Genomic DNA, 24,664 nt, shown 5'->3' on the forward strand with positions numbered 1-24,664 from the left:
AGCATTTTTCAACCTTTCCGACCAAAGCTCGTTTCACTCACTTTGCCCACCTTTCCTTTTCTAAGGCAAGGAGTTTTAAATTATAGTAGGTAATTCCGCTGCATAGCAGAATCTCTTAGAAAATTTTTAGTGATCGTTAAATATTAAGACTCTAATACGATCTTTAACCGTTCCACAACTTGTTTTACTTTAATAGAACTAGTGGCTTTTTTATAACCTTTCACTACTTTGTTCCCAAAAATAGAAGTAGGTACTAGTGGGAATTTATCTCTATTTGCGGTCAATTGATTTTCCTCTGGTTGTGCATAAGGTGCAAAGCCTGCATAAGGATGTGTGTTACCCCATAAAGTAATAACAGGAACGCCATATAAAGCTGCTAGATGACCGTTACCACTATCCATAGCAATCATAGCGTCTAGTTGAGACATAACGCTTAACTCGTTCTCAAATGAAGTAATACCAGCCATATTAATGACATTAGAGGTAGTACCTGCTATTATTTGCAGTTGTTCTTGTTCTTTTTTCCCACCACCGAATAGAAGTATGGTTATCTGATCATCTTGAGAGATGGCTTTAACGAGTTTCTTTGCTTTTTTTATAGTTACCGCTTTGGTTTCATGTGCAGCAAATGGTGCAAAACCTACCCATTTTGATGTTTTTCTACCTATTTGATTATGAATTTGAGGTAAAACGGCTTCTTTGGGTAAAAACTCATTTCCTTTTAATTCGACTTTAAAACCTAACTCACGCAGTACGTTTGCATAGCGCTCTGTACTGTGTGTTAAGGGTTTAAAAAAAGTGGGATCGTTGATCAATTTCTTTTTTCCAGCGCGTCCTTTATCAATTTTAGATTTAGGGATTCCTCTTAAAAAAGTACGTAATATTTTACTACGCAACACATTATGAAAATCGGCTACGGCATCTATTTTAAGAGCCTTAATTTCTTTAGAAAGTCGGTAGAGTCCAGATACACCTTTGTGTCTATTATCCACGTCTGCTTCTATAAACGTGATGTCTGGAATATGCTCTAGGATGGAACGGAATCGCTTTCGCGAAAGCGCAACTATCTCAACACTAGGGTAGTCTCTTTTTAAGGCCAATAAAACAGGAACGCACATGGCAATATCGCCCATAGCGCTTAGTCTAATGACGAGTATGCGTTGAGGTAGCGGCATGGTTTATTTTAGAGCTCTGAGGACTGGATTAAGTTCGTCATCGTTATACATTTTCATCTGTTTGTAGACTTTCATGTATTTATCTCCTTTTGAGATATCTTCTAGCAATTGATCAAGAGCTGTTGATAAATCTACGCGCTGTTCTAGAAGAATATCTAGTTTCTTTTTACAAGCGTCAAGGTGATCTTGAGAAGCATCTGTACGAGTTGCTTCTTCATTCATGTGGTATATTTTTAATGCGAGAATAGACATACGGTCTACAGCCCATGCAGGACTCTCTGTATTAATAGTCGCATTATCCTTAACTGTTGCGTCGCTGTAAAGATCTAAAAAGTAACCATCTACATACTCTACCATGTCCGTACGATCTTGATTACTAGCATCTATCTTACGTTTAAGTGTAAGTGCAGCAACTGGATCTATTTGTGGATCTCTGATTATATCTTCATAATGCCATTGTACAGTATCTATCCAGCACTTGCGATATAATAAATGCTCTATAAGGTTAGAATTACGGTCGTATGGGTTTTCAAAATCTTGATCTACCGTATTCACTACGTGATAGGTGTCGATAACAGTTTGAAAAATTTTATTGGCTTTATCTGAAAACATAATCATTTTTTAAAAGTGCAAATATAAAGATTTAAGAACGCTCTAGAATCTAAGAATAAATAGAACTATCATAGTTATAAATGGAATCCATAATAGACTTTCTTTAACGATCTTATTATTTGTTTCTTGTACTATTCTTGCGATAAATATAGATAGTAACGGTATTGATAATAGAGCACTACCATTCATTACAAAAAATAAAAAGCCGCAAATACCAGAAAAACCTAGTACAGAAAATCGAGATCTAGCGCTTATCGATATTTTAGGAAACCCAAATAAAAGGGCGATAGACATGATGAGACCTAGACTACTTACTATAGAAGAGACGGCAAATAATACATCTATCTCAAAGTTTACATAGTAAAAACTTAAATCAAATTTTTTAAATATTCTAAGGAAGAAATCAGTCCCTATATATTGATCTAGAGTAAATGTAAGTATCGATACGCAAGCAATTGCGATAAAGGGAACGGTCCAATAATTAATACTTTTAAAAGCATAAATGACGATACTTAAGAATATAACGATAAAGAATATTGCACTCCAAGAGTGAAATACTGTAGCTATCGAAACCCATAATGAAGCGTCAAAAATCTTTCTAACCAGTCCTCGCCTGGTGCGCATACTAAGCAATCTTCTTAATGCGAGTAATATACAAGTATATGCAATAAATATTTGCAAATCAGAGAAGTAAACTAATCCTATAACTAGTAAACAACTATAAATCCATAAGGAAAATGAGTTGTTGTGTGTAAGATCATTTTTAAGCGTTATGAATTGAAAAACAGCTATGGATGCTATGGCTAGAACAGAAATCCAAATGTATTTCCAGCCTAAAAAAGGATGGTCTATTACAAAATAACCCACCATAATTGCCACCATCAAAAAGGTGATGATGTAATGAATAGGTTTACTAGTTTTAAAAAAACTGGAAAGCATAGAGATTTTTAACTATTTTTGCAGTCGTAACAAGCAATTTACAGCAATGGAAACTTTATTAGACGCAATAGTAAGCTTATTTGAACTTATTTTAATTCCTTTTGATGCCTTGAGAGAGCTAGAAAACTCTAGTTGGTTTCTTGCAAACTCTGTATCATGGATCGCAATAGCTATCCTAGTGGTTGCTTTTGTTTACTGGATGAAGCAACTTAAAGAGTACGATAAGGATGAGGATAAAACTCAAACTGGTCACTCTTTCTTAGGATAAGAAATCACTTTTTATAGGTCAAAACCTATATCAGTTCTATAATACATCTTATCAAAACTTAGTTTATCTATGTTTTGGTAGGATTTTTTTAGTGCCTGTTTGAAATCAGGTCCAAAGCTAGTTACCGCCATAACACGACCACCATTAGTAACTACTTTTCCATCTTTAAGAGCAGTACCAGCATGAAAGACTATACTGTCTTCTATGTTTTCAAGTCCAGATATTTCCATTCCCTTTTCATAAGCTTCTGGATATCCACCTGCCACACACATGACTGTTGTCGCACTTCTAGAATCTAGGATTAGGTTTTCTTTGTGTAGTTCCGCTTTCGCGAAAGCGTGTAAATGAGCCAATAAATCGCTAGAAATACGAGGTAAGACTACTTCAGTCTCTGGATCACCCATTCTCACGTTGTACTCAATTACTTCTGGTTCTCCATCTACGATCATTAAACCTATAAAGACAAACCCTTTATAAACGATGTTCTCTTTTACAAAACCGTTAATAGTAGGTTTTATAACACGTTCTTCTATTTTTTGCATCAACACATCGTCTGCAAATGGAACTGGAGATACAGCACCCATTCCACCAGTATTAAGACCAGTGTCACCTTCTCCTATACGTTTATAATCCTTTGCAGTAGGCATTACTTTATAAGAAGTACCGTCTGTCATCACAAAAACACTCATCTCGATACCGTCTAGAAATTCTTCTATCACGACTTTATTAGATGCCGCACCAAATTTGCCACCTACGAGCATTTCTTCTAGAGATTCTTTTGCCTCGTCTGCATGCTCGATAATAAGAACACCTTTACCGCCAGCAAGTCCATCTGCTTTAAGAACATATGGAGGTTTAAGACTGTCTATAAAAGACATTCCTTCTTTAAGATTATCCTTAGTAAAACTCTTATAAGCTGCTGTAGGCACGTTGTTACGTTCCATGAATTCTTTGGCAAATTCTTTAGAACCTTCTAGAACAGCACCTTGTTTAGATGGTCCTATAACGTTTATATGTTTTAACTCTTCTGTCTGGAAATAGTCATAAACACCTTCTACTAGTGGTGCTTCTGGACCTACTATTACCATAGTAACATCGTTATCAAGGACAAATTTCTTTATTGCAGGAAAATCTGTGATGCCTAGATCTACATTAGTTGCTATTTCATGAGTACCTGCATTTCCTGGAGCTACATATAGCTGGTTAAGAAGTGAACTTTTAATAATCGATTGTGCAAAAGCGTGCTCGCGGCCACCGCTTCCTAAAATGAGAACATTCATGAGTTGTGTTTATGGAATGCAAAAATAAGTTTTACCTTGCTCAATGATAGCTTGATTTATCAAAATGCCACTAAAACTTTTTGACAACATATTAAAACTACAAGGTTTTGAGATCAATAGAGCTCGTAAAGAGTTTGATAACTTGGTTTCTAACGGTAATGAGGGTTTGCAAAACCGCAAAGAATCTATAGTAAAACACCATCTTACTAACAATCGTTTTTATAACAACCTCGTGATAGAAAAGAATGTGAAATGGCATGACTTACCTGTTTTAAGTAAACGTAATTTACAACAGCCGTTGCACGAGCGATTAAGTAAAAATTATACCGTAAAGAATATTTTTAAAGGTAAAACTAGTGGTTCTAGTGGGCATCCTTTTACTTATGGTAAAAATAAGTATGCACATGCTATGACTTGGGCATCATTTCACCATGCTTATGAACAGCATGGGATCAATTTAAACACCTCTTTACAAGCTCGTTTTTATGGTATTCCTTTGAGTGGTAAAGGGAAATATCTTGAGCTTATTAAAGATTTTGTGAGTTACCGCAAGCGTTTTCCTATTTTTAATATGAATGATGAAGTTCTAGAAAACTTTATCAATAAGTTCAAGAAAAATAAATTTGAATATTTAAATGGTTATACGAGCAGTATTGTATTACTAGCTAAGTATTGCGAGCAGAAAAATACCGTTCTTAAAGATATTTGCCCAACTCTTAAAATATGTATCGTAACAAGCGAAATGCTTTTTCCTGATGACAGATTGTTGTTAGAGAAATGGATAGGAATTCCTGTTATAAATGAATACGGTGCAAGTGAAGTAGGTCTAATCGCTATGCAAAATGCTCAAGGAAACTTTGAGGTGAATCAGCAAAATCTGTATGTAGAAGTAGTTGATAATAATAACCAGCCAGTACCAGATAGAACAATAGGTAGAATTCTAGTAACCGATCTTTATAATCTAGCACATCCTATAATACGTTATGAAATAGGAGATTTGGGTAGTTTAGAAACTTTAAAAAATGGCACTAGAATATTAAAAGACCTACAGGGTCGTACTAGTGATATCGCTAGATTACCTAGTGGTAAAATCGTACCAGGATTGACTTTTTATTATGTTACTAAAACGGTGATAAAAGAAGATGTAGATATTCTCGAGTTTGTGGTCATTCAGAAAAAGTCAGATGCTTTTGAAATCCAGTACGTGAGTAAAAGTGAGATAAATACATCAGTAAAAGAGAATATTCAAAATGCCATGGACGAATATCTAGAATCAGGATTATCCTTAAAATTTACCAGACTTGAAGTTCTTGATAGAAGTAAACGAGGTAAGCTGAAACAGTTTATGAGTGAGGTTTAAAAGGTGTTTTAAGTTTTAATATGTGCACGCAACCTTTTAGAAATAATAGCATCTTAATAGTAAACCCAACAAAATGAAAAAGGTAATATTATTTTTATTAGTTTCAATACTATTTATAAGTTGTAATAACGATGACGATTCTAATGCGATACCATTGACTTTAATTTCAGATAGTAATTTACATGGTAATGGACAAGAAGGTATTACTAGTCAAAATATGGTTATCACTGACAATGTTACCTGGAACAACCTGATGGCCTCAATGGATTCTGTAAATGTAGTATCTGATCAATTTACCGAGACTATTATAGATTTCAATACGTATACGATTATCGCTGTTTTTGATGAGGTTAGATCTTCTAGCGTATATGATTTGGAAGTTAATATTTTTCAGAACAGCTCTAACATTATTGTAGATGTAAATAATATCAACTTTGGCGATAATGGGTTTACTATAATTCAACAACCGTTTTACATAGTGAAAATTGAAAATAGTAATTTGCCTATAGTTTTTCAATAGTTTATTGGTGATTAAGAGACCTCAGCTTTTACTTTCATCCTCATTTTTACAATAAACTGCTCATAAAAAAATCGCAACATCATCCAGCTGCTTTTAATAGTAGAATATCCCAAATGCGATTTATATACTGCATAGTTATACTTTACGAGGTCCAGTTTATTTGAGGAAAGTCCATCACCTAATCGGTAACTAGCTATGGGTTCTTGAATACCTATGGCAAATCCTGCTTTTTTAACAATATCTAACCACATCGCCCAGTCTTGTCGTTTACGTAAGTTAGGAACCGCTATTTTACCTAAAACGGCAGCGTTATATATACCGGTTAGATTCCCTAAATAATTACTTTTATGTAGTTTTTGATACGTTAGCTTTTCAAATACCTTGTGGATAGCTATAGGCTTTTCTGGTATGGTTTTAAAAATCTCATAAGCGCCATAACAGACTAGCGCATCTTGAGATTTCATAGCGCTTATTTGTGTTTCTAGCTTATGTGGTTTCCATAAATCGTCTGCATCAAGGAAAGCGATGTAGGTGCCAGTTGCAGCTTCTATACCTTTGTTACGTGTTATTCCAGCCCCAGAGTTAGTTGTGTTTTTTAAGGTGATAAAAGTTATTTCTTGAGAAGAGTTTTTTGCTGCATACGCTTTCGCGAAAGCGTAACTACCATCCACACTACAGTCATCTATAGTAATGATTTCTAGAGGTCTATGAGTTTGCGAGATAATGCTGTCTAGAGATTCTTTAACCGTTGCCATGCTGTTATAAGTAGGCATTATGATGGAAACAAGACTCATCTAGTAGGCTTTTTCTTCACCTTGAAAAACATTTGCAATCGTTTTAAAGATGATTTTTATGTCTACAGCAATATTCCAATTTTCTATATAAAAGATATCATTGCGCACGCGTCCTTTTATATCTTCTTCAGTTTCTACCTCGCCACGATATCCACTTACTTGGGCAAGTCCCGTAATGCCTGGTTTTACAAAGTGGCGCACCATAAATTTATCAATACGCTCTGCATACATGTGTGTGTGGCTTACCATATGTGGTCGCGGTCCTACGACACTCATATCTCCCAGGAGTACGTTAAAGAATTGTGGCAACTCGTCTATACTGGTTTTACGTAAAAACTTACCGATTTTAGTAATTCTAAGATCACCACGTGTTACCTGATGTAAATGTGCGGTTTTATTAGGGACCATAGATCTAAATTTATAACAAGTAAACTCTTTATAATCTAGCCCATTACGTGCTTGTTTAAAAAAGACAGAGCCTTTAGATTCTAACTTTATGATGATAGCAACTATAGGTGTTAACCAGGACATAACAAATAGAATAACAAATAGGGAAAAGATAATATCAAAGGCTCTTTTACCGAATTTATTTGCGACGTCATCTAGTGGTATTTCTCTTAAAGAAAGTACTGGTGTGAGGCCGTAATAATCATAATGCAACTGCTTAGAAAGTACAGCTTCTGTATCTGGTATAAATTTGAGAGTTCTTAGATTATTATCTGCAAAGTCAGTTAATTCTACTAGTTGATCATTATTCAACTCTTTTACAGAACAAAAAATCTCGTCTATTTGATGTTCTAATACCCATTCTAGAAAACTGTTTATAGAGAAGGAGGAAGAATGTACGTCTACCACTTTTTTTGAACGATAACCATAATCTGTATGGATCTTAAAGAACTCATTTAAACGCTCTGTTTCTTCATTTACACCTAGAATTGCAACGTTTCTATAATTACCACCTAGTGCGCTTCTATAGTTCTTGAGAATAAAGAACAGACTTATTTTAATAATAGAAATACTACCTACTGTGGCCGCTATATAATTAAAAATAAAAGTGGACTCTCTATTAAGCTCATAGTAGTAACCAAAAAATGCAAAAACAATAAATGCAAAAAATACCGATTGCTTAGCAAGCCTTATAATCAATGTGGTAAACTTAGTATTGCGACGTATCTTATAAAAGTCCAGTTGCATAGAGACTATTACCCAGCAAATACCTATAAAAATACTATAGGTTAATAAGTCAAAACTTTCTTTGAAAAAATAGGACGCAATAATAACTATAAGACTCAAATCTACGAGGTAGGAAATGGGTCTTATAAAACCAGAAAACCGGCCATTGCGATAGGCTATACTATCTGCGGATATGTTTTGTAAAGTCTTTGTGGTCACGTTTGTTTAATTCTGCAGTAGATAACGATTTGAAATAATCATAAGTTAACTTCATTCCTTCTTCACGACCTACCTTAGGTTCCCAATCTAGAATTTTCTTTGCAAGAGTAATGTCTGGACGTCTTTTTAGTGGATCATCTTGAGGTAAATCTCTATAAACTACTTTCTGGTCAGTTCCAGTCATGGATATAATCTCCTCAGCAAAATCACCTATAGTGATCTCATTAGGATTACCTATGTTCACAGGGTCAGAATAGTCACTAAGTAGCAATCTGTAAATTCCTTCTACCTGGTCATCTACATAACAAAAAGATCTGGTTTGAGACCCATCGCCAAAAACGGTAATGTCCTCACCTCTCAATGCCTGTCCCATAAATGCAGGTATTACACGACCATCATTAAGTCGCATTCTAGGTCCATACGTATTAAAAATACGTACGATTCTAGTTTCTAGACCATGAAATCTATGATAAGCCATAGTCATCGATTCTTGAAAACGCTTTGCCTCGTCATAAACACCACGCGGTCCTATGGTATTTACATTACCATAATAACTCTCATCTTGAGGGTGCACAAGTGGGTCTCCATAAATCTCACTGGTAGATGCAATAAGAAGACGTGCCTTTTTCGCCATTGCTAGACCTAGTAAATTATGAGTTCCTAGAGAACCTACCTTTAAAGTCTGTATAGGTATTTTTAAATAATCTATAGGACTTGCAGGACTTGCAAAATGTAATACATAATCTAGATCACCAGCAACATGCACATAGTTAGACACATCGTGGTTGTAGAATTCAAAATCTTCATGAGGGAAAAGATGTTCTATATTTTTAAGATCACCGGTAATAAGGTTATCCATGGCTACCACACGGTAACCTTCTTTAATAAAACGATCACAAAGGTGTGAGCCTAAAAATCCAGCCGCACCAGTAATAAGAACTCTTTTTTTCATTTAATAGATAATTGAATAAGATCGTAAAGATAGCAAAATTGAAAGGGTAGTAAAGCCGCTTTCTTTGGAATCATAAAAGCGATGGCTTTAATGAAAAATTTTCATTTTCATTTTCTGTCTTTACGTTCTTCATCTCTTTCCCATTTTAAACTGTCTAACATAATATTCCAGTGATTTGTTTTAAGAGAGAAAACCCTAGGGTCTATTTCTTTAAGTTCAGATAAAAGTAATTCATAACTTTGATCAGTAAATTCATTTTCAAAAATTGAATTAGGTTCTAATTTAATTAAATTATTTAAGAAGGAATCGATTTTAAGGACACACTGTGCAAAGCATGAGAGGTTAGAATTAATTAATATTTCTTCAAAAAAATTATCGTGATTTAAATAAACAAATTCTTCTGTAGAAATATTTATAGCTACAGGATCTCCTGATCCATTAGATCCTATTGATAAGAAATTATCGTAGTTAGTATCTTTTAATTTCCATAGATTATTGACTGTTTTCAGGTTCTTTTCTTTTAAATTTTCAAAAGAAAATTCCCAACATTCTGATGGCATTCCTATTTCTCTCAAGAAATCAAAATTGATTGAATTATAGTTATTACTTTTATTTTCAAAGTATAGAATTTCACTTGCTATAGTATTCCATTTTTTTAACTGATCTTTCTTTAGCATTATGATATCTTTTCAAAAATAAACTCATTTGGATCTAGAATAACGCCATCATAGTTTTCGAGTTCATTTTCTGCTGCTACACCTGGAAAATCACCTTTATAATCCTTCATATCTGTCATGATCTGGAAATGAAGATGTGGTGAATAACCGCCGTTTTCTATTGGTTTTCCTAGAGTTGCTATGGTCTCGCTTTCGCGAAAGCGGAATCCAACAACCCATTTATCCATATCACTTATAGAGAGATGTCCATAAAGTGTGTAGAGTTTTTTACCCTTTAAATCATGTTCTAAGATCAAGGTAGGTCCATAATTCCCTGCGTCGTCGTTGTGCGCATAACTATGTACCACGCCATCCATAAAAGCATGAACGCTTGTCCCAGCTGGAGCCCAAAGATCTATTCCCATATGGATGTCCCGTACCACACCAGCTTGGAATCTAGCCGATTTTCTATACAAGGCGCGTTGTTCTAGATAGCCACCATGAGCGATGTATTTACCAGTTAGGGTACGCTTTTCTTCTAGATATTTTTCAAATGTAGGGATATCACTCACGTCGTTCTCATCCCAAAAGGTATTCTTAACCGACAGGTCGATAGGGAAATAATCACTTTTACTGTATTTAGGATCAATAAGATGTTTAAAAGACATGAGGAAAGTACTTAATTAAGAGCTAGCAATTTAACAAAATAACAAAGCTTGTGTTATGGATAGGCGCTTTAAATCTTCAATAAATTGCCGTATTTTTAAACCAAACAATTTTGATATGATCAATAGAACGGTAAAAGGTGTGGAAGAAGCACTGGAAGGCGTTAAAAGCGATATGACTTTAATGGTAGGTGGTTTTGGACTGTCTGGTATTCCAGAAAATAGTATTGCGCAGTTAGTAAAATCTGGTGTAAAGAATCTGACTTGTATTTCTAATAATGCTGGTGTGGACGATTTCGGTTTAGGATTATTACTTCAAGGAAAGCAAATCAAGAAAATGATCTCTTCTTATGTAGGAGAAAATGACGAGTTTGAACGCCAGATGTTGAGTGGTGAGTTAGAAGTAGATTTGATACCTCAAGGAACTCTAGCCGAAAGATGTCGCGCTGCACAAGCTGGAATTCCTGCATTTTTTACTCCTGCTGGTTATGGAACTGAAGTGGCAGAAGGTAAAGAAGTACGCGATTTTAATGGAAAACCACATATTCTAGAACATGCCTTTAATGCAGATTTTGCTTTTGTAAAAGCATGGAAAGGTGATGCCGCAGGAAATTTAATATTTAAAGGAACAGCTCGTAATTTTAATCCTGTTATGGCTGGAGCAGCAACAATAACTGTTGCTGAGGTAGAAGAACTAGTCCCTGCAGGAGAATTAGACCCAAATGAAATTCATATACCAGGAATATTTGTAAAACGTATTTTTCAAGGTGAGAAGTATGAGAAACGTATAGAGCAACGCACGGTTAGGAAAAGGGATTAAAAAATTAAATTGCTGAAACCTTTCCCTAGCCCTAAAGGGTAGGTTTCTTAATGATACTATTGTTTAAAAGCTTTTGTTTCCGCACCCTTTAGGGTTGGGGAATGGAAACTATAAAATATAAGTTTGAGCGATTGAGAATTGTTTAAAACCTCTAACGCCAGGACGTTTACTAAAGAAAAAATCATGTTAGATAAAATAGGAATAGCAAAGAGAATAGCACAAGAAGTAAAAAACGGTTACTACGTTAATCTAGGAATAGGTATTCCTACTCTCGTAGCAAACTATGTCCCTGACGGAATGGAAGTAGAGTTTCAGTCAGAGAATGGTGTTTTAGGAATGGGACCGTTTCCATTTGAAGGAGAAGAAGACGCAGATGTGATTAATGCTGGTAAACAAACCATTACTACCATGCCAGGAGCTAGCTTTTTTGATAGCGCGACTAGTTTTGGGATGATACGTGGAAAGCATGTGGACCTTACCATTTTAGGAGCTATGGAAGTAGCAGAAAATGGTGATATAGCTAACTGGAAAATACCAGGAAAAATGGTAAAAGGAATGGGTGGCGCAATGGATCTTGTAGCCAGTGCAGAAAATATAATCGTTGCCATGATGCATACTAATCGTGCTGGAGCATCAAAGCTGCTTTCTAAATGTTCTTTACCTCTTACCGGAGTCAATTGCATCAATAAAGTAGTGACTAATCTTGCTGTTTTAGAAGTAACTGATAAAGGATTTAAACTTTTAGAACGTGCGCCAGGAGTTAGTGTAGAAGACATTCAAAACGCTACCGAAGGAACTTTGATTATCGATGGAGATATTCCTGAGATGAGTATAGATTGATGGATTACGAGATTTTAAAAAAGTCACTTAAAATGGTGGCAGAATTTGCTCAAAACAGTCATTCTATCGATACGGTATCAGAATTTATGGTGATTCATGAAAGAAACCAAACAATGCTTCAAGATCATATAGAAGTTGAGAATGATAATTTTGTACAAGAGTTACTAGAATCTTTACCTAAGGTTTCTGCAATTGAGGTGAAAGAATTTATAGAGCACGATAGAGGTCTTACAACTAATAAGAGAGGTGGGCTATACACTTTAATAAAACTGTTTATGAATAACGGTAAAGAAGATATCGAAGTTCTTAAAGAGAAATTTGACTTTATAGCAAATCGCAATAATACCATCATTATGATTTTAAATAATAGTGGTTTTTAACTAAACTTAAATCTCTTACTTCCCAAGGGTAGAATTAATTCTACCCTTGGGAAAACAGCTTTTAGAAACCAACATGCCAAGTATTTGTCTTGGCATGTTTGGTTAAAGTCGATAAATTAAAATATTGATCTTCATTCTATTATCGATAATGAATTTAGACTATGCCAACACGTATAGTTGGCATGTCAAATTTGAAAAGCTTTGTTATTTCTGTTTTACAAATCTTACATTATTCTTAGTTGAAGAACCCATTTCTTCTTCAGATGTTTGATTTACAATGAGTACAGAATCATTTAATGTTGTTATTTCCCACACTTTGTCGATAAAACCATATTCATTCCATAACTCTAGTGTTATATATTCATTTGAGCCACTTATATTAAAAGGTGATTTTACCGTTTCAAAATATACATCAGAATATATTGTGTCTTTTTTAAATGTTAGTAATGGAGGCCATATTACTTTTAAACCTTTAGGACCTGGTAATAGAGACATAGGGTGTTTTTCTAAATCTTGAACATTATCATTATAATCTAGAAAGTTTTCATTAATCCATTTCCCTTGTAAAAGATTTCGATCCCATTTAACAGGTCTTTCCTTTAAATGTATTCTGTAATCTTTGTTTTCTAGAGAGTACCCAGTTATTTCATTGTTATCAGTAGAAGTGATTACAATTTTGTATAGATAGGACAATTCTTCAATAGCTAATATAGTTGTTCCATCTTTTTGGAAAACTTCCCAGAATAAATCATAATCTCTATTTTCAAAATCATTATAAGTAGAATCTTTAAACTCCCATGTCAACTTCACATTTGGAGTAATAAAATCAAATGTTTTACCTATCAAATCATCTTTAGTAATAATTGGTTTTTCAGAATTATTACAGCTTACTGATATAAGAATTAGAAAAGTAAATAAAAAGAAGTTTTTCATGTCAAACTTGATCACAAATTAGACTGTTGTAAAGAACTAAACCTCATCAAAATTCACCACAACCTTTGCACTAGTCGCATAAGCTTGGCAAGCTAGTGATAGCCCTGCTGCAACTTCTTTATCGGTTAAGATCGCATTCTTTGCCATTTGTGCACTACCTTCTTCTATCTGGCATATACATGAACTACAAATACCGCCCTGACAACTGTACGGTGCATCGATGTCATTTTTAAGCATGGCATCTAGTAAAATCTCGTCTCTTTTTACAGTAAGTGTGTGCGTCTCATCATCCAGTATTACAGTAAGCTCAGTTAGATGACTGTCTTCTGATATTTCTATTTTGTTCTCTTTGGCAGCAAAAAGTTCGAACTTGATATTTTCCTTAGCAAGAACTTCTTTTTCTATCAAATTATCTGTCGCCATAGAAATCATTTCTTCTGGTCCACATAAGTATGCTTTTGCAAAAGTGAGATCGGCAACTTCTTGTTTCAAGAAAAAGTTGAGGTTAGATTTACTCACACGACCGAATAATGCCTCGTCACGCTCCTCACGAGAGAAACAATATTTAAGGAAAAAACGATCTCCATATTGATCCTTAAGATCATTGAATTGCTCGTAATAAATGGTTTGTGCTACCGACTGATTTCCATAAATCAAGGCCACTTTGCTTTCTCGCTCATTAATAAGTACCTCTTTGATAATAGAAGTAATAGGAGTAATACCACTACCTGCTGCTATCATCAAATAATTTTGAGCAGTTTCACTTTTCTCATGAATAAACAGACCGTCTGGTGTAGCAACTTCTAGCTGGTCACCAGCACGCAATGTCATGGCATAGTTAGAAAAAACACCTTTTTCTACTGCTTTAATAACTACCTTTAAATCGTTTTCATGCGGCGCACTAGATAGAGAATAAGCACGACGTACTTCTTCTCCATTTATGGTAGCTTTAAGCGTTAAGTACTGACCAGATATGTAGTTAAAATCTGCTGTGAGGGTTTGAGGTATATCAAATATAATCTCTACTGCCTGAGAAGTAACTTTGGTAACTTGTTTTATAGTAAGATGATGAAAAATCATGTGGTATATTTAAAGTTGCAAAAGTAATAAAGGAAATCGAGCTGTAACATTTTTAACAAAATGATTACTTATAAATCAAATCACACCAAAATGATCAAACAATTTATCAATCTAGAGTGGAAAAGCTTTTTTAGAAGTGCAGCTTTTAAAAAGAATCTAGCCTTTAAAATCTTTCTTGGATTTTTTGCATTGTTATTGATTCTAGAATTTGCAGCAGTAGGAGCAGGTAGTTTCTTTTTAATTGAAGACGGGATAGAAGATGGTGCAATTACAGGGACAGACCCTTTTCAAGTAGTAAATAGGTTTCTTATCTACTGGTTTACTGCAGATTTAGGTTACCGTTATATGTTACAAAAGATGCCTGTTGCAAACATAAGACCATTACTGTATTTACCATTTTCAAAAAGTAAAATTGTAAAGTATGCATTAGGTAAAACTTTACTGTCATTTTTTAATATTCTACCAGCTTTCTTTTTTGTGCCATTCAGTATAGTATTGTTAGTACAAGGTTATAATCCAGTAGGTGTTATAAGCTGGCATCTTGCTGCCGTTTTTATAACGTTGAGCATCAATTTCTTAAATATTTTCATGAATAATATGGATAAAGTTTTTTATCCTATGCTAGTTATTCTGGTAGGACTAGGTGTTTTACAGCGATATGAGATTTATGACATTACACAGCACACAGAACCTGTTTTCAGCTTCTTTTATAATCAACCATGGAGTTTTGTAATTCCATTATTAATTGCTGCTTCCTTAGCTTACTTTGCTTACGGTTATTTTTTAAAGCAATTGTATTTAGATACAGGACTTAAGTCTAAAGCCAAAGAAGCTACAACAGAAGATTTGAGTTTCTTAAATCGTTTTGGCTCTATTTCTACTTATTTAAAAAATGACATCAAGTTAATAAAACGTAATAAAAGAGCTAAGATGACTTTTATAATGGGCTTCTTAATTGTTTTCTATGGTTTGTTTTTCATGTCGGGCCAGTTTGGTAACTACGGAAAAGTATTTGCAGGAATATTTGCCACAGGTGGATTCTTATTCAGCTTTGGTGGTCTAGTACCGTCTTGGGATAGTAGTTACTATAAACTCATGATGTCGCAAAACATTCCTTACCGCGATTTTTTAATGAGTAAATGGTGGTTAATGGTTATAGCAACTGCAGTAAGTACGGTATTAGCTACTTTCTATTTATACTTTGGTTGGGACTGGTGGTTTGCTATTCTAGCAGGTGCAGCTTATAACATAGGTTTTAATAGCTCTGTAGTACTTTTAGGCGGTGCTTATGTAAAAACACCTATAGATTTAATGAGTTCTAAAAAAGCTTTTGGAGATTCTAAAGCCTTTAATGCAAAAACCTTTTTATTGATTATTCCTAAAATGCTTTTACCGGTAGGTATTTATGCCTTATTTGGTGAGACACTAGGTTCTAACTATGGCTTTATAGCCATTGCAGTAACTGGGGTTTTGGGTCTATTGTTTAGAAATAAGATCTTTACTTTAATAGAAAAAATCTATAAAACAGAGAAGTACGACACGATCGCTGCTTATGCTCAAAAGGATTAACAGGTCTGTGAGGACTGTTTAGATTCCGCTTTCGCGAAAGCGGAATAATAACCAACTTTTAATACAACAAGATTATGATTTCAATAACAAACCTTTCAAAAGTATATAACGGCGTTTCTGTTCTAGATATAGAAGAGCTAAAAATTGAAAAAGGCCAAGCGATAGGTCTAGTAGGAAATAACGGTGCAGGAAAAACAACTTTATTTTCTTTGTTACTCGATTTGATCCAGCCTACGACTGGTTATATTTTGAGCAATGATATTAAAGTAAGTGAGAGCGAAGACTGGAAACCTTTTACGAGTGCCTTTGTAGACGAAAGTTTCTTGATAGGTTATCTAACGCCGGAAGAATATTTTTACTTTATAGGTGAATTAAGAGGGCAGAATAAAGCAGATATCGACGCACTGATTGCTTCTTATTCTGACTTTTTTAATGGTGAAGCAGTAGGACAGAAAAAATACTTGCGTGATCTTTCTAAAGGAAACCAAAAGAAAGTAGGTATAGTTGCTGCTTTAATAGGGAATCCTGAAGTGATAATTCTCGATGAGCCGTTTGCAAACCTAGATCCTTCTACTCAAATAAGGTTAAAGAAAATCATTAAAAACCTCGCTGACGATCCTAATACTACTGTTTTAGTCTCTAGTCACGATTTACAACATGTTACTGAGGTAGCACAACGTGTCGTTTTATTAGAAAAAGGTAAAGTAGTGATGGATAAAGTAAAAACAGCTGGAACGTTTGCAGAGTTAGAAGGCTATTTTAAAGGGATCTCTGAGAGTTATGCTCCTACTGCAGCGATAGGTGAGGAAGAGTAAAACTTTGTTGAATTTCAATACTAATTTAAATAATTTAAAATGAGTCCAAGATTTAAAATGTTAGGAATACACGTGATTATTTTTCTTACATCATTTCTGATACTAAGAATTATAATGATGCAATTTATAGAAGAACCTAACGTGATGACAATAATTTTACCTCTTGGATTAGCCTGGTTAATTGCACCCAGACCTCATGTTACTCAATTGCAGTCTGGTAAAGAGTATGGGCTTAAATTCCTTTTTGGTAAGAAGGTTATGAAGATGTAGGTATCTTTGAAGAAAATATTATGGGGTTATTGCAAAAACAGATTGAAAAAGTTGTGATAATAATAGCTATTCTAATTTATACAGTATCGCTAATTGTTTGCTTGTATCTATTTAATCTTAACATGTTGTGGTCCATCATAATTTCTTCTTTGTTAACAGCTGTCTTTTCTTCAAAGGTGAAGTTGATAAGAAGTGAAGATGGAGAAAGAAAACAGATAGTTTGGTTCAAGAGTAAGAATTTAAATGAATAAACTAATAGAATATATGAGCCCTAAAATCAAATCATTCCTTATTTACGGTATTTCATTTACTGTATTATTCTTGATTTCTAGATATATAGTTATGTTATTAATGGAGCCTGGAATGTTAACTACATTTATACCATTAGGTATAGCCATGGTTGTAGCGCCTAAACCTCACATAGAAGAAACTGAAAATGGTAGAGAGTACGGTTTAAAGTCTATCTTTTTTAAGAAGCCGTTTAAGATGTAATTTCTTATTGTACTCTCCAGCGGCCTTGGTGTTTTAGTTCTTTTACTATTTCTTTTATGGCATCTGCTTTTTCTTTATCTGTTTCATAACGTTTACCATTGCTGTAAGATTTAGAATAAGTTTTAGTTACTAGATTGTTTTTTTGATCTAGTTTAAAAGCCACGTACCTGATATATGTTTGCTCCTGGTAACTTCCTTTCTTTTTAAATTCAAAGAGGTATAAGGCTACTTTATCATCTTTGTCTGTAGTAATCACTTTCTTTTCTATAAGACTGAGTTGTTCTTCATTCTTATCAAACAACTTTGCAGTAAGTGCAATACTCCTTGCTAGTTCTTCTTGAGTTACTTGTGGAGAGAGCGTTACATCTCTCTTAGAAGCAGTGATAACTACTTGCGCTTTAAGAGAATTATCTTCTTCTATAAGATCTTGTAATCGCAGTGGTATAGATTCTTCATTCTGTTTTAATAGAGTAAAATACTCTGCTAGGGCTTCTTTTTTACCGCTATCTAATAATTTAATAAAAAAGTCTTGGGCGTTTTTATCTTTTCTAAATGGAAAAATCAATTTCACATAACTAGTAAGCAAGCCATTTGAGTTATAACTATAACTGGATTTGCGAGCACTCAATGTTCTTTTAATCTCTATTTTTCCATCTGTAATGATTTGTTTACGATACTTTTTATAGACCTTCTTTTTTACATAATTAGAATCTTTTACTCGTGCTAGTAGCTCATAAACAGGTTCTTTGTATTCACTTATAGACGCATAGGTAAGTAAGTCTGGAAATAATCTAGAAGATAATTTTAAAGAATCTTCATATCTATTTAAAGCACTAGAGATGCCAGACTGTTTTAAAGGAAGATCTTTTTCTAGTAACTCCAGTACCTTATCATGATCTGTAGTAGTTTTATTTCTTAATAATTCTTTAAGTATAATAAGTTGTACATCAGGGTCATTATAAGAAGTCTCGTATAAATTTGTGATGTATGGAAGTACTCTTGAATCCTCTAACTTCATTAATTCTCCTAGAGTGTATTCTTTAATATCTTTAAGACTCTTGTCATTTATATCTACCGTATTGATTAAATTAATCATCTGTGGGATATCCTTTGTCTTAAATTTTATCTTTCCACTTGCTTCAAAAACTATGGTATCTTTTGCAGCCACATTTTTAAAGAATATTGCTGTTTTATCGCTAAAAACATCTTTACCTAATAAGGTGTCGCTAGGTGTAAAGCTGTCGTAAAATTGGCTAACAAATGGAGATGTTTGTGCTGTGCTATCTATTACCGTTTTAAGATGATAGACGCGTCCTTTATAATACATGCTTTTTGCTAGTATGTGCTTAGCACTAAGACTGTCTTTAAAAACTCTTTCATAAGTAAAGAGACTGTCCTTTTGAGTTTTTTTCTTGTTTTTTGCACGCATGTTATTGCGATATAACTTCATGGTAGACCAGTCTTCTGTATCTACTTCTTTCCATAAATCTTCAGCTTTATGAAACATTTGTAAATCATGAAACTTTTCCATTTTCACCTCTATTTGCTCATTTGCAGCTGTGGTATAGTAAGTTGTTTTCTTACTCGCTTCATAAGGTTTAATCTCATCACGAGAGTATCTGTTTCTAACAGTAGGAGCTTTAACTGGGCTTTTAACGTTAAAGAATAAAGCGGTGTCTTGTACGGTTTTAAATTCTTTATAATCGATTTTATTAAAAGATAGAGAGTTGAGAAAAGCATCAGCATTTTTTTGATTAGTTCCTGTGTATCCTAATAAATAGTAACTGCCATCTTTTACTACGGCTTTAAGTTGAATTTTAGAGTCGGTAACAGTATCCATAACAGCCGTCGCACGATAACTGTAATAAGGTGTTTTTTCTATGGAGCCACTCTCTTTCTTATAATCTAGATCTTCTAGAAATTCATCTATTATAAACTGTGCTTCAAATTTATCTTCTTCGATATAATCGGTATCAAAAACGGGAGATTCTTGCAGAAAATAAAACGAGTCTCCATCAGTTCCTTGTAAAAATGTTTTACCAGGGTTATCGATATTGGTACCTACTATATGTTCAGGAAATAGAACCTCATACTTGTTGTAAGGCGCAATAAACTTTTTTAACTTTTTACTGACAGGTGATAAGGTGATAGAGTCAAATATGGACTTCTCATAGCGTTTTACATAATCCAGTTTACCACCCAATTTTATAACGACCAGTTCTAGTGGTGTTTTATAAATATGATATTTCTGGTAATCGCCTTTTTTAGTTTTATTGAGTATGGAATATCCTGGGTAAGGAGAAGTAAATTCTATTTTTTCAATAATTTCTCCTGGTATATCTTCAAAAAGAACATTGTTTAAAAATTCTAAATCAATTATTTTTTTATCTGTATGTAAATAATCGAGAGTGTTTATTCTAGAAATAGTTAAGAACGCACCATTAGTCATCTCTGGCATCATATAAAATGCCTGATTACTGATGCTAAATTCGCGCAGGTTATCAAATGTATTTAAAGAAATGGATTGATCAGGAGTACGCTTTCGCGAAAGCGTAGGAGCAACAAAACTCTCGTCTAGATTTTTCTTCTCTCTTTTAGCTAGCTCAGTTTGTTTAGAGGTTAATGCTTTTACAGTATAGCCTTTACGTTGCAGCATTTGTATCATCCCTTTTTTACCAGGTAAATGTGCAGCGCCTACACCTGCAAATATTGATTTTGAGCTCATGATAGAATCCATAACCTGTACCATGTTCTCATTGCGATCATAAAGCATATTCTTTCTATAATACTCTGTATTAGTCGCGGCGCCTATAGAATCTAGTAGAGAAATATTGCGATCTCGATATACATTTTCTTGTATGTCATAGCGATTTTCTTTTTCTAGACGTTCTAACAACCATGTATCAATATCTTTTTTTCCAGGATTAGTCGCAGCTTTTGAGGTGAGGTATTGAGACTCTTTAAAATCTTCTAGACTTATTATGGGTTTTCCAGCCTTTTTTCCCGCCTGAAAAATAAACATGTCTAGATAAGTCTCTTCTTCAAAGTTATCTGACTCGCTACTTTTACGATATAAATAACCATTCAATGCTCTGTCATTCATTCTTATACTAGATCTAACCATTTGAGGATCTGGATGCTCTAGTTTAAATATACTTTTGTAAAAAGAAGACCTATAAGACATGGATGGGTTTTGAACTGAGAGTATTTGTTCTTTATAATATTCTCCCATCCATTGTGTTGGGTCAGATTCTAGAGCTACAGCATCTACATTATTTAAAGAAGTAAAAAACACGTCATCTAGTCTAAAAGCGACCTTACTGCTTACATGCATGGTGCCGTATAAGTACGACGGTTTTTCTAGACCATTACCGGTAATTTCCCATAACAGGCTATTATCTGTCTGTGATTTTGAGAAGAAAGAAAATAAAACGACTGTTATAAATAAAAGATAATATTTCATATAAGATGATAAAGTAAATGAGCTATCAAAAATGATACCTATATAGATGTCTAAAAGTAGGACAAAGACATTTTGAAATCAAACGTTTAACAATCTGTTTTTATATTCACATTTCTATAAAATTAATTAGATGCAAGATCTAAACATGACAGATAGTAAAAAATCCTTATTTTTACCATCTTTCACAATATCAACGCGGTATTTGGAGTTATGGACGTTAGTTTAAAACCTATTTTTTGAAACAGTTTTTCTACAATATTTGTATCGCATTTCTACTCATAGCTATTATTACCGGCTGTAGTAGGAAAAAGAATTCTTTTATAAGTCGTAATCTTCATGCTGTCGGGACAGAGTATAATGTTCTTTATAACGGTAATCTTGCTTTACAGGCTGGTCTCGATGGACTAGAACAAACTTATAAAGATAATTACTGGGACATTCTTCCTGTAGAACGCATGACTTTAAAGGATCAAGTATTCTTACCAGGTGAAAAACCAGCAGATCCCAACTTTGAACGTGCCGAAGAAAAGGCGGTAAAAGCAGTGCAAAAGCACTCCATGCTTATCAATGAGACAGAGTATAATCCACAAGTGGACGAGGCTTATATGCTATTAGGTAAGGCCAGATATTATGACCAGCGTTTTGTACCTGCGTTAGAGGCATTTAATTACATATTGCAATTTATGCCAGAGAGCGACCAGATCAATCAGGCTAAGGTATGGCGTGAGAGAACACATATGAGGCTGGATAATAATGAAATAGCAATTAAAAATCTAAGTAAACTACTTAAGGAAGAAAAAGGCGACATAGAAGAAGAAGATCTCGCTATTGCAAACGCTACTTTATCCCAAGCTTTTTTAAATATAGAGCAAGTAGACAGTGCACTGATCTATATGAATCGCGCAGAGCAACAGACTAAAAATAGAGAAACACAAGCGAGATATAAATTCATAACAGCACAGCTTTTTGCAAAACAAGGGCAGCGCGATAGTGCATTTGCACATTATGATGAGATTATAGACATGCATCGCAAGATCCCACGTCGTTATTATATCAACGCTTACATCGAAAAAATAAAAAACTTTGATGAGTCGCAAGATTCTAAGGGAGAATTACTAGAAACAATAACAGATCTAGAAGAGAATAGAGAAAACAGACCATGGTTAGATGCTATTTATTCACGTAAAGCAATTTATTATGAGAATGAAGACAGTATAGAAGGGGCAAAGGAATATTATAATAAATCCTTACGTGCAAGAAATGGTCAGGACAGATACTTACGAGGTAACAATTATTCTGCTTTGGGTAAAATCAGTTTTGATGAGTCTAAGTTTGTAAACGCAGGTAAATATTATGATAGTGCTGTTGCAAATTATGTAGAGCGTACAAAGGAACATAGACTAGTTACTAAAAAAAGGAACAATCTAGAAGACGTTATTTTCTATGAAGGTAGACGTCGCAGTGCAGACAGTATCTTTAAGGTGCTAGCAATGACACCACAAGAGCAAGCAGTATATTATCAAGAACACATAGACGCTCTTAAGGCAGAAGAGAAACGCATAGCAAAAGCTGCTGAGGTAGAGGCTGCGAAAGAAGCGCAAAATCAGAATGCATTTCAGGCTATAAAAAACGTTACAAATCGTAGTAGTACAGGTCCGTCATTTGGTGCACCTGGAGCATCGATAGGTGCTACAAATAACAGTGGCAGTTCTTTCTATTTTTATAACCAACAAACTGTAGCCCGCGGTAAGGTAGACTTTAGAGGAAAATGGGGTAAACGTGATCTTAAAGATAACTGGAGACGTAAAAACAAAAAAGAAGAACTAGAGACCGAAGTGATAGATGAGGTTGCTGAGGTGATTGAAGAGGTAAGACCAGAATTTAAAACAGAATTCTATACCAGCACATTACCAGAAGGTAAAATCGTGCTAGACAGCATCACTCAATCTAGAGATTTTGCTTACTATCAATTGGGAGTTATATATAAGGAGAAGTTTAAGCGTAATGATCTTGCTATTAACCGTTTTGACACCTTATTAACTCATGATCCTGAAGAGAAATTATTGCTGCCAGCACTTTATAACTTGTATTTAATTTATAAAGAAGATGATAGTAGTGACGCTTTCGCGAAAGCGGAACAGTTAAAAAACAAAATCATATCTAACTATCCAGATACACGATATGCTCAAATATTAAGGAATCCCGAAGCAAAACTGGATGATAGTGCAAGTCCACTAGCAGTTTATAATAGACTTTATAAGGAATATGAAAAAGAGAATTATGAAGTAGTTATTTCTAGTGCAGAGAGGTATTCAAATCTTTTTAGTGGTGATGATATAGTACCGCGTCTAGAACTATTAAAAGCATTTGCAGCTGGGAGACTTTATGGTTTTGAAGAATATAAAAAAGGTCTGGACTATGTAGCCTTAAATTTCCCAAATACAGAAGTAGGTAAAAGTGCTCAAAAACTAGCCTCAGATGCTGAAACTATTAAAATTGCCGAGGCTTTCCAACCAGAAGATAATTTGAAGGACTTTAAGCTGGTTTATAGATTCGGTAATACAGACACCGCAGCAATGGAAAATCTAAAGAACAAGTTGTTAGAGGTATTTAAAAATGAAAATTATAACTTTAGAGTTTCTATAGATGTTTATAATAAGGACGAGAAGTTAGTAGTGATTCATGGTTTAAACTCAAAACTAGGCGCAAGAGGTCTAGGTGATCTTATGGCAAAACCAGAGAACAACTATAACATATCAAAACCATTCTTTGCTATAGCGTCAGAAAATTATAAGATTATTCAAGTCTATAAGAATCTAGATAAGTACCAGAAAGAAATGCTTTAATGCAATCATATGTTTAACGATAAAAAAAATAAGAAATCTTCTATGGAAGCAGGTAAATCACAAAATAGAATAGGTCATGGAACAACAATCAATGGCGATGTAGTAAGTGATGGAGGTTTTAGAATAGATGGCGTTATAAACGGTACGCTTAAAACACCTGGTAAAGTAGTTATAGGTAAGGATGGTAAAATAGATGGTACTCTAGAGTGCACAAATGCAGACGTAGAAGGAGTCTTTTCTGGAACATTAGTGGTTAACGGTCTTCTTACCTTAAAGTCTACTGCAAATATTCAAGGAGATGTTTCTACTCAAAAACTGGCTGTAGAACCTGGCGCTACATTTAATGCAAGTTGTAAAATGGATGCACCTGTAAAATCTATTACCGCTGGAAAAAGAGGTAAAACAGCTTAGATATTCTTTGCTCAATGTTTATGTGGTAACGATTACTACCTGTAGTTAATTACTATCGTATAGTCGGCAATTAAAATTTATACTAGAGATGGTAGTCATCACCAGTTTTAGGGTTTTCTTTGTTGCATATTA

General features: G+C 34.2%; 25 protein-coding genes. 12 read left to right on the plus strand and 13 right to left on the minus strand.

The genetic code is table 11. From position 1 onward, the window contains the following. Window positions 1-143 precede the first annotated feature (143 nt). The 3 genes from ABJF08_RS00725 to ABJF08_RS00735 are packed head-to-tail and all read right to left on the minus strand — an operon-like array spanning window position 144 to window position 2,726. Window positions 144-1,175, minus strand: coding sequence for a glycosyltransferase family 9 protein (locus tag ABJF08_RS00725; RefSeq protein ID WP_348114135.1), 1,032 nt, complete (start codon window positions 1,173-1,175; stop codon window positions 144-146). A gap of 3 nt (window positions 1,176-1,178) precedes the next feature. Then, a complete protein-coding gene (locus ABJF08_RS00730) occupies window positions 1,179-1,787 on the minus strand; it encodes a DUF4254 domain-containing protein (protein WP_348114136.1) in 609 nt (202 codons plus the stop codon). 42 nt (window positions 1,788-1,829) lie between these two features. Continuing rightward, window positions 1,830-2,726 carry a hypothetical protein gene (locus ABJF08_RS00735; RefSeq protein WP_348114137.1) on the minus strand — a complete coding sequence of 299 codons (897 nt, stop codon included), beginning with the start codon at window positions 2,724-2,726 and terminating at the stop codon, window positions 1,830-1,832. Between the two features lie 46 nt (window positions 2,727-2,772). Here ABJF08_RS00735 and ABJF08_RS00740 point away from each other — a divergent pair, with 46 nt between their 5' ends. After that, entirely contained in the window at window positions 2,773-2,994 is a 222-nt protein-coding gene (locus tag ABJF08_RS00740; RefSeq protein WP_348114138.1) for a uracil phosphoribosyltransferase, read from the plus strand. A gap of 11 nt (window positions 2,995-3,005) precedes the next feature. Here the strand turns inward: ABJF08_RS00740 and purD are convergent, their stop codons facing one another. Continuing rightward, on the minus strand, window positions 3,006-4,274 hold the full coding sequence (gene purD, locus ABJF08_RS00745) for a phosphoribosylamine--glycine ligase (protein ID WP_348114139.1): 1,269 nt from the start codon (window positions 4,272-4,274) through the stop codon (window positions 3,006-3,008). Window positions 4,275-4,338: 64 nt separating this feature from the next. Between purD and ABJF08_RS00750 the strand changes: the two genes are divergently transcribed. Both ABJF08_RS00750 and ABJF08_RS00755 read left to right on the plus strand, forming a co-directional pair. Next, on the plus strand, window positions 4,339-5,634 hold the full coding sequence (locus tag ABJF08_RS00750) for a phenylacetate--CoA ligase family protein (RefSeq protein ID WP_348114140.1): 1,296 nt from the start codon (window positions 4,339-4,341) through the stop codon (window positions 5,632-5,634). A 73-nt stretch (window positions 5,635-5,707) separates the two neighbouring features. Further along, window positions 5,708-6,154 (plus strand): hypothetical protein, encoded by a 447-nt coding sequence (locus ABJF08_RS00755; RefSeq protein ID WP_348114141.1) that lies wholly within the window; start codon window positions 5,708-5,710, stop codon window positions 6,152-6,154. An 11-nt stretch (window positions 6,155-6,165) separates the two neighbouring features. On the opposite strand, the gene ABJF08_RS00760 is transcribed toward ABJF08_RS00755, so the two are convergent. The 5 genes from ABJF08_RS00760 to ABJF08_RS00780 all read right to left on the minus strand — a co-directional run bounded on the left by ABJF08_RS00760 (window position 6,166) and on the right by ABJF08_RS00780 (window position 10,616). Then, window positions 6,166-6,948, minus strand: coding sequence for a glycosyltransferase family 2 protein (locus ABJF08_RS00760; RefSeq protein ID WP_348114142.1), 783 nt, complete (start codon window positions 6,946-6,948; stop codon window positions 6,166-6,168). Beyond that, a complete protein-coding gene (locus tag ABJF08_RS00765) occupies window positions 6,949-8,340 on the minus strand; it encodes an exopolysaccharide biosynthesis polyprenyl glycosylphosphotransferase (protein ID WP_348114143.1) in 1,392 nt (463 codons plus the stop codon). After that, window positions 8,303-9,292 carry a UDP-glucuronic acid decarboxylase family protein gene (locus tag ABJF08_RS00770; protein ID WP_348114144.1) on the minus strand — a complete coding sequence of 330 codons (990 nt, stop codon included), beginning with the start codon at window positions 9,290-9,292 and terminating at the stop codon, window positions 8,303-8,305. Before ABJF08_RS00770 ends, ABJF08_RS00765 begins: the two co-directional genes overlap by 38 nt. 107 nt (window positions 9,293-9,399) lie before the next feature. Next, window positions 9,400-9,969, minus strand: a complete 570-nt coding sequence (locus ABJF08_RS00775) for an SUKH-4 family immunity protein (protein WP_348114145.1) — start codon at window positions 9,967-9,969, stop codon at window positions 9,400-9,402. Beyond that, window positions 9,969-10,616 (minus strand): peptidoglycan DD-metalloendopeptidase family protein, encoded by a 648-nt coding sequence (locus tag ABJF08_RS00780; protein ID WP_348114146.1) that lies wholly within the window; start codon window positions 10,614-10,616, stop codon window positions 9,969-9,971. Before ABJF08_RS00780 ends, ABJF08_RS00775 begins: the two co-directional genes overlap by 1 nt. Before the next feature lie 115 nt (window positions 10,617-10,731). Between ABJF08_RS00780 and ABJF08_RS00785 the strand changes: the two genes are divergently transcribed. The 3 genes from ABJF08_RS00785 to ABJF08_RS00795 all read left to right on the plus strand — a co-directional run bounded on the left by ABJF08_RS00785 (window position 10,732) and on the right by ABJF08_RS00795 (window position 12,653). Further along, entirely contained in the window at window positions 10,732-11,433 is a 702-nt protein-coding gene (locus ABJF08_RS00785) for a CoA transferase subunit A (protein ID WP_348114147.1), read from the plus strand. Between the two features lie 183 nt (window positions 11,434-11,616). Further along, a complete protein-coding gene (locus ABJF08_RS00790; protein ID WP_348114148.1) occupies window positions 11,617-12,273 on the plus strand; it encodes a CoA transferase subunit B in 657 nt (218 codons plus the stop codon). Beyond that, entirely contained in the window at window positions 12,273-12,653 is a 381-nt protein-coding gene (locus ABJF08_RS00795; RefSeq protein WP_348114149.1) for a hypothetical protein, read from the plus strand. Before ABJF08_RS00790 ends, ABJF08_RS00795 begins: the two co-directional genes overlap by 1 nt. A gap of 204 nt (window positions 12,654-12,857) precedes the next feature. Here ABJF08_RS00795 and ABJF08_RS00800 read toward each other — a convergent pair whose 3' ends face one another. Both ABJF08_RS00800 and ABJF08_RS00805 read right to left on the minus strand, forming a co-directional pair. Beyond that, a complete protein-coding gene (locus ABJF08_RS00800; protein WP_348114150.1) occupies window positions 12,858-13,586 on the minus strand; it encodes a hypothetical protein in 729 nt (242 codons plus the stop codon). 36 nt (window positions 13,587-13,622) lie between these two features. Continuing rightward, entirely contained in the window at window positions 13,623-14,666 is a 1,044-nt protein-coding gene (locus ABJF08_RS00805) for a ferredoxin--NADP reductase (RefSeq protein ID WP_348114151.1), read from the minus strand. 90 nt (window positions 14,667-14,756) lie between these two features. Here ABJF08_RS00805 and ABJF08_RS00810 point away from each other — a divergent pair, with 90 nt between their 5' ends. From ABJF08_RS00810 to ABJF08_RS00820, 3 genes are all read left to right on the plus strand, one after another. Continuing rightward, window positions 14,757-16,235 carry a DUF5687 family protein gene (locus tag ABJF08_RS00810; RefSeq protein WP_348114152.1) on the plus strand — a complete coding sequence of 493 codons (1,479 nt, stop codon included), beginning with the start codon at window positions 14,757-14,759 and terminating at the stop codon, window positions 16,233-16,235. A 74-nt stretch (window positions 16,236-16,309) separates the two neighbouring features. After that, window positions 16,310-17,050, plus strand: a complete 741-nt coding sequence (locus tag ABJF08_RS00815) for an ABC transporter ATP-binding protein (protein ID WP_348114153.1) — start codon at window positions 16,310-16,312, stop codon at window positions 17,048-17,050. 39 nt (window positions 17,051-17,089) lie between these two features. Then, the gene (locus tag ABJF08_RS00820) at window positions 17,090-17,320 is read left to right on the plus strand and encodes a hypothetical protein (protein WP_348114154.1); all 231 of its coding nucleotides are present in this window, start codon (window positions 17,090-17,092) and stop codon (window positions 17,318-17,320) included. Window positions 17,321-17,396: 76 nt separating this feature from the next. Here ABJF08_RS00820 and ABJF08_RS00825 read toward each other — a convergent pair whose 3' ends face one another. Next, the gene (locus tag ABJF08_RS00825) at window positions 17,397-17,549 is read right to left on the minus strand and encodes a hypothetical protein (RefSeq protein WP_348114155.1); all 153 of its coding nucleotides are present in this window, start codon (window positions 17,547-17,549) and stop codon (window positions 17,397-17,399) included. A 14-nt stretch (window positions 17,550-17,563) separates the two neighbouring features. Here ABJF08_RS00825 and ABJF08_RS00830 point away from each other — a divergent pair, with 14 nt between their 5' ends. Further along, the gene (locus ABJF08_RS00830; RefSeq protein ID WP_348114156.1) at window positions 17,564-17,812 is read left to right on the plus strand and encodes a hypothetical protein; all 249 of its coding nucleotides are present in this window, start codon (window positions 17,564-17,566) and stop codon (window positions 17,810-17,812) included. Window positions 17,813-17,816: 4 nt separating this feature from the next. Here the strand turns inward: ABJF08_RS00830 and ABJF08_RS00835 are convergent, their stop codons facing one another. Continuing rightward, on the minus strand, window positions 17,817-21,275 hold the full coding sequence (locus ABJF08_RS00835; RefSeq protein WP_348114157.1) for a TraB/GumN family protein: 3,459 nt from the start codon (window positions 21,273-21,275) through the stop codon (window positions 17,817-17,819). Between the two features lie 236 nt (window positions 21,276-21,511). Between ABJF08_RS00835 and ABJF08_RS00840 the strand changes: the two genes are divergently transcribed. Together ABJF08_RS00840 and ABJF08_RS00845 are read left to right on the plus strand one after the other, a co-directional pair. Further along, window positions 21,512-24,121 carry a hypothetical protein gene (locus tag ABJF08_RS00840; RefSeq protein WP_348114158.1) on the plus strand — a complete coding sequence of 870 codons (2,610 nt, stop codon included), beginning with the start codon at window positions 21,512-21,514 and terminating at the stop codon, window positions 24,119-24,121. 9 nt (window positions 24,122-24,130) lie between these two features. Further along, entirely contained in the window at window positions 24,131-24,532 is a 402-nt protein-coding gene (locus tag ABJF08_RS00845) for a polymer-forming cytoskeletal protein (protein ID WP_348114159.1), read from the plus strand. The last annotated feature ends 132 nt before the right edge of the window (window positions 24,533-24,664 follow it).

The sequence above is a fragment of the Nonlabens sp. genome, from assembly GCF_039941875.1.
Taxonomy (GTDB): Bacteria; Bacteroidota; Bacteroidia; order Flavobacteriales; family Flavobacteriaceae; genus Nonlabens.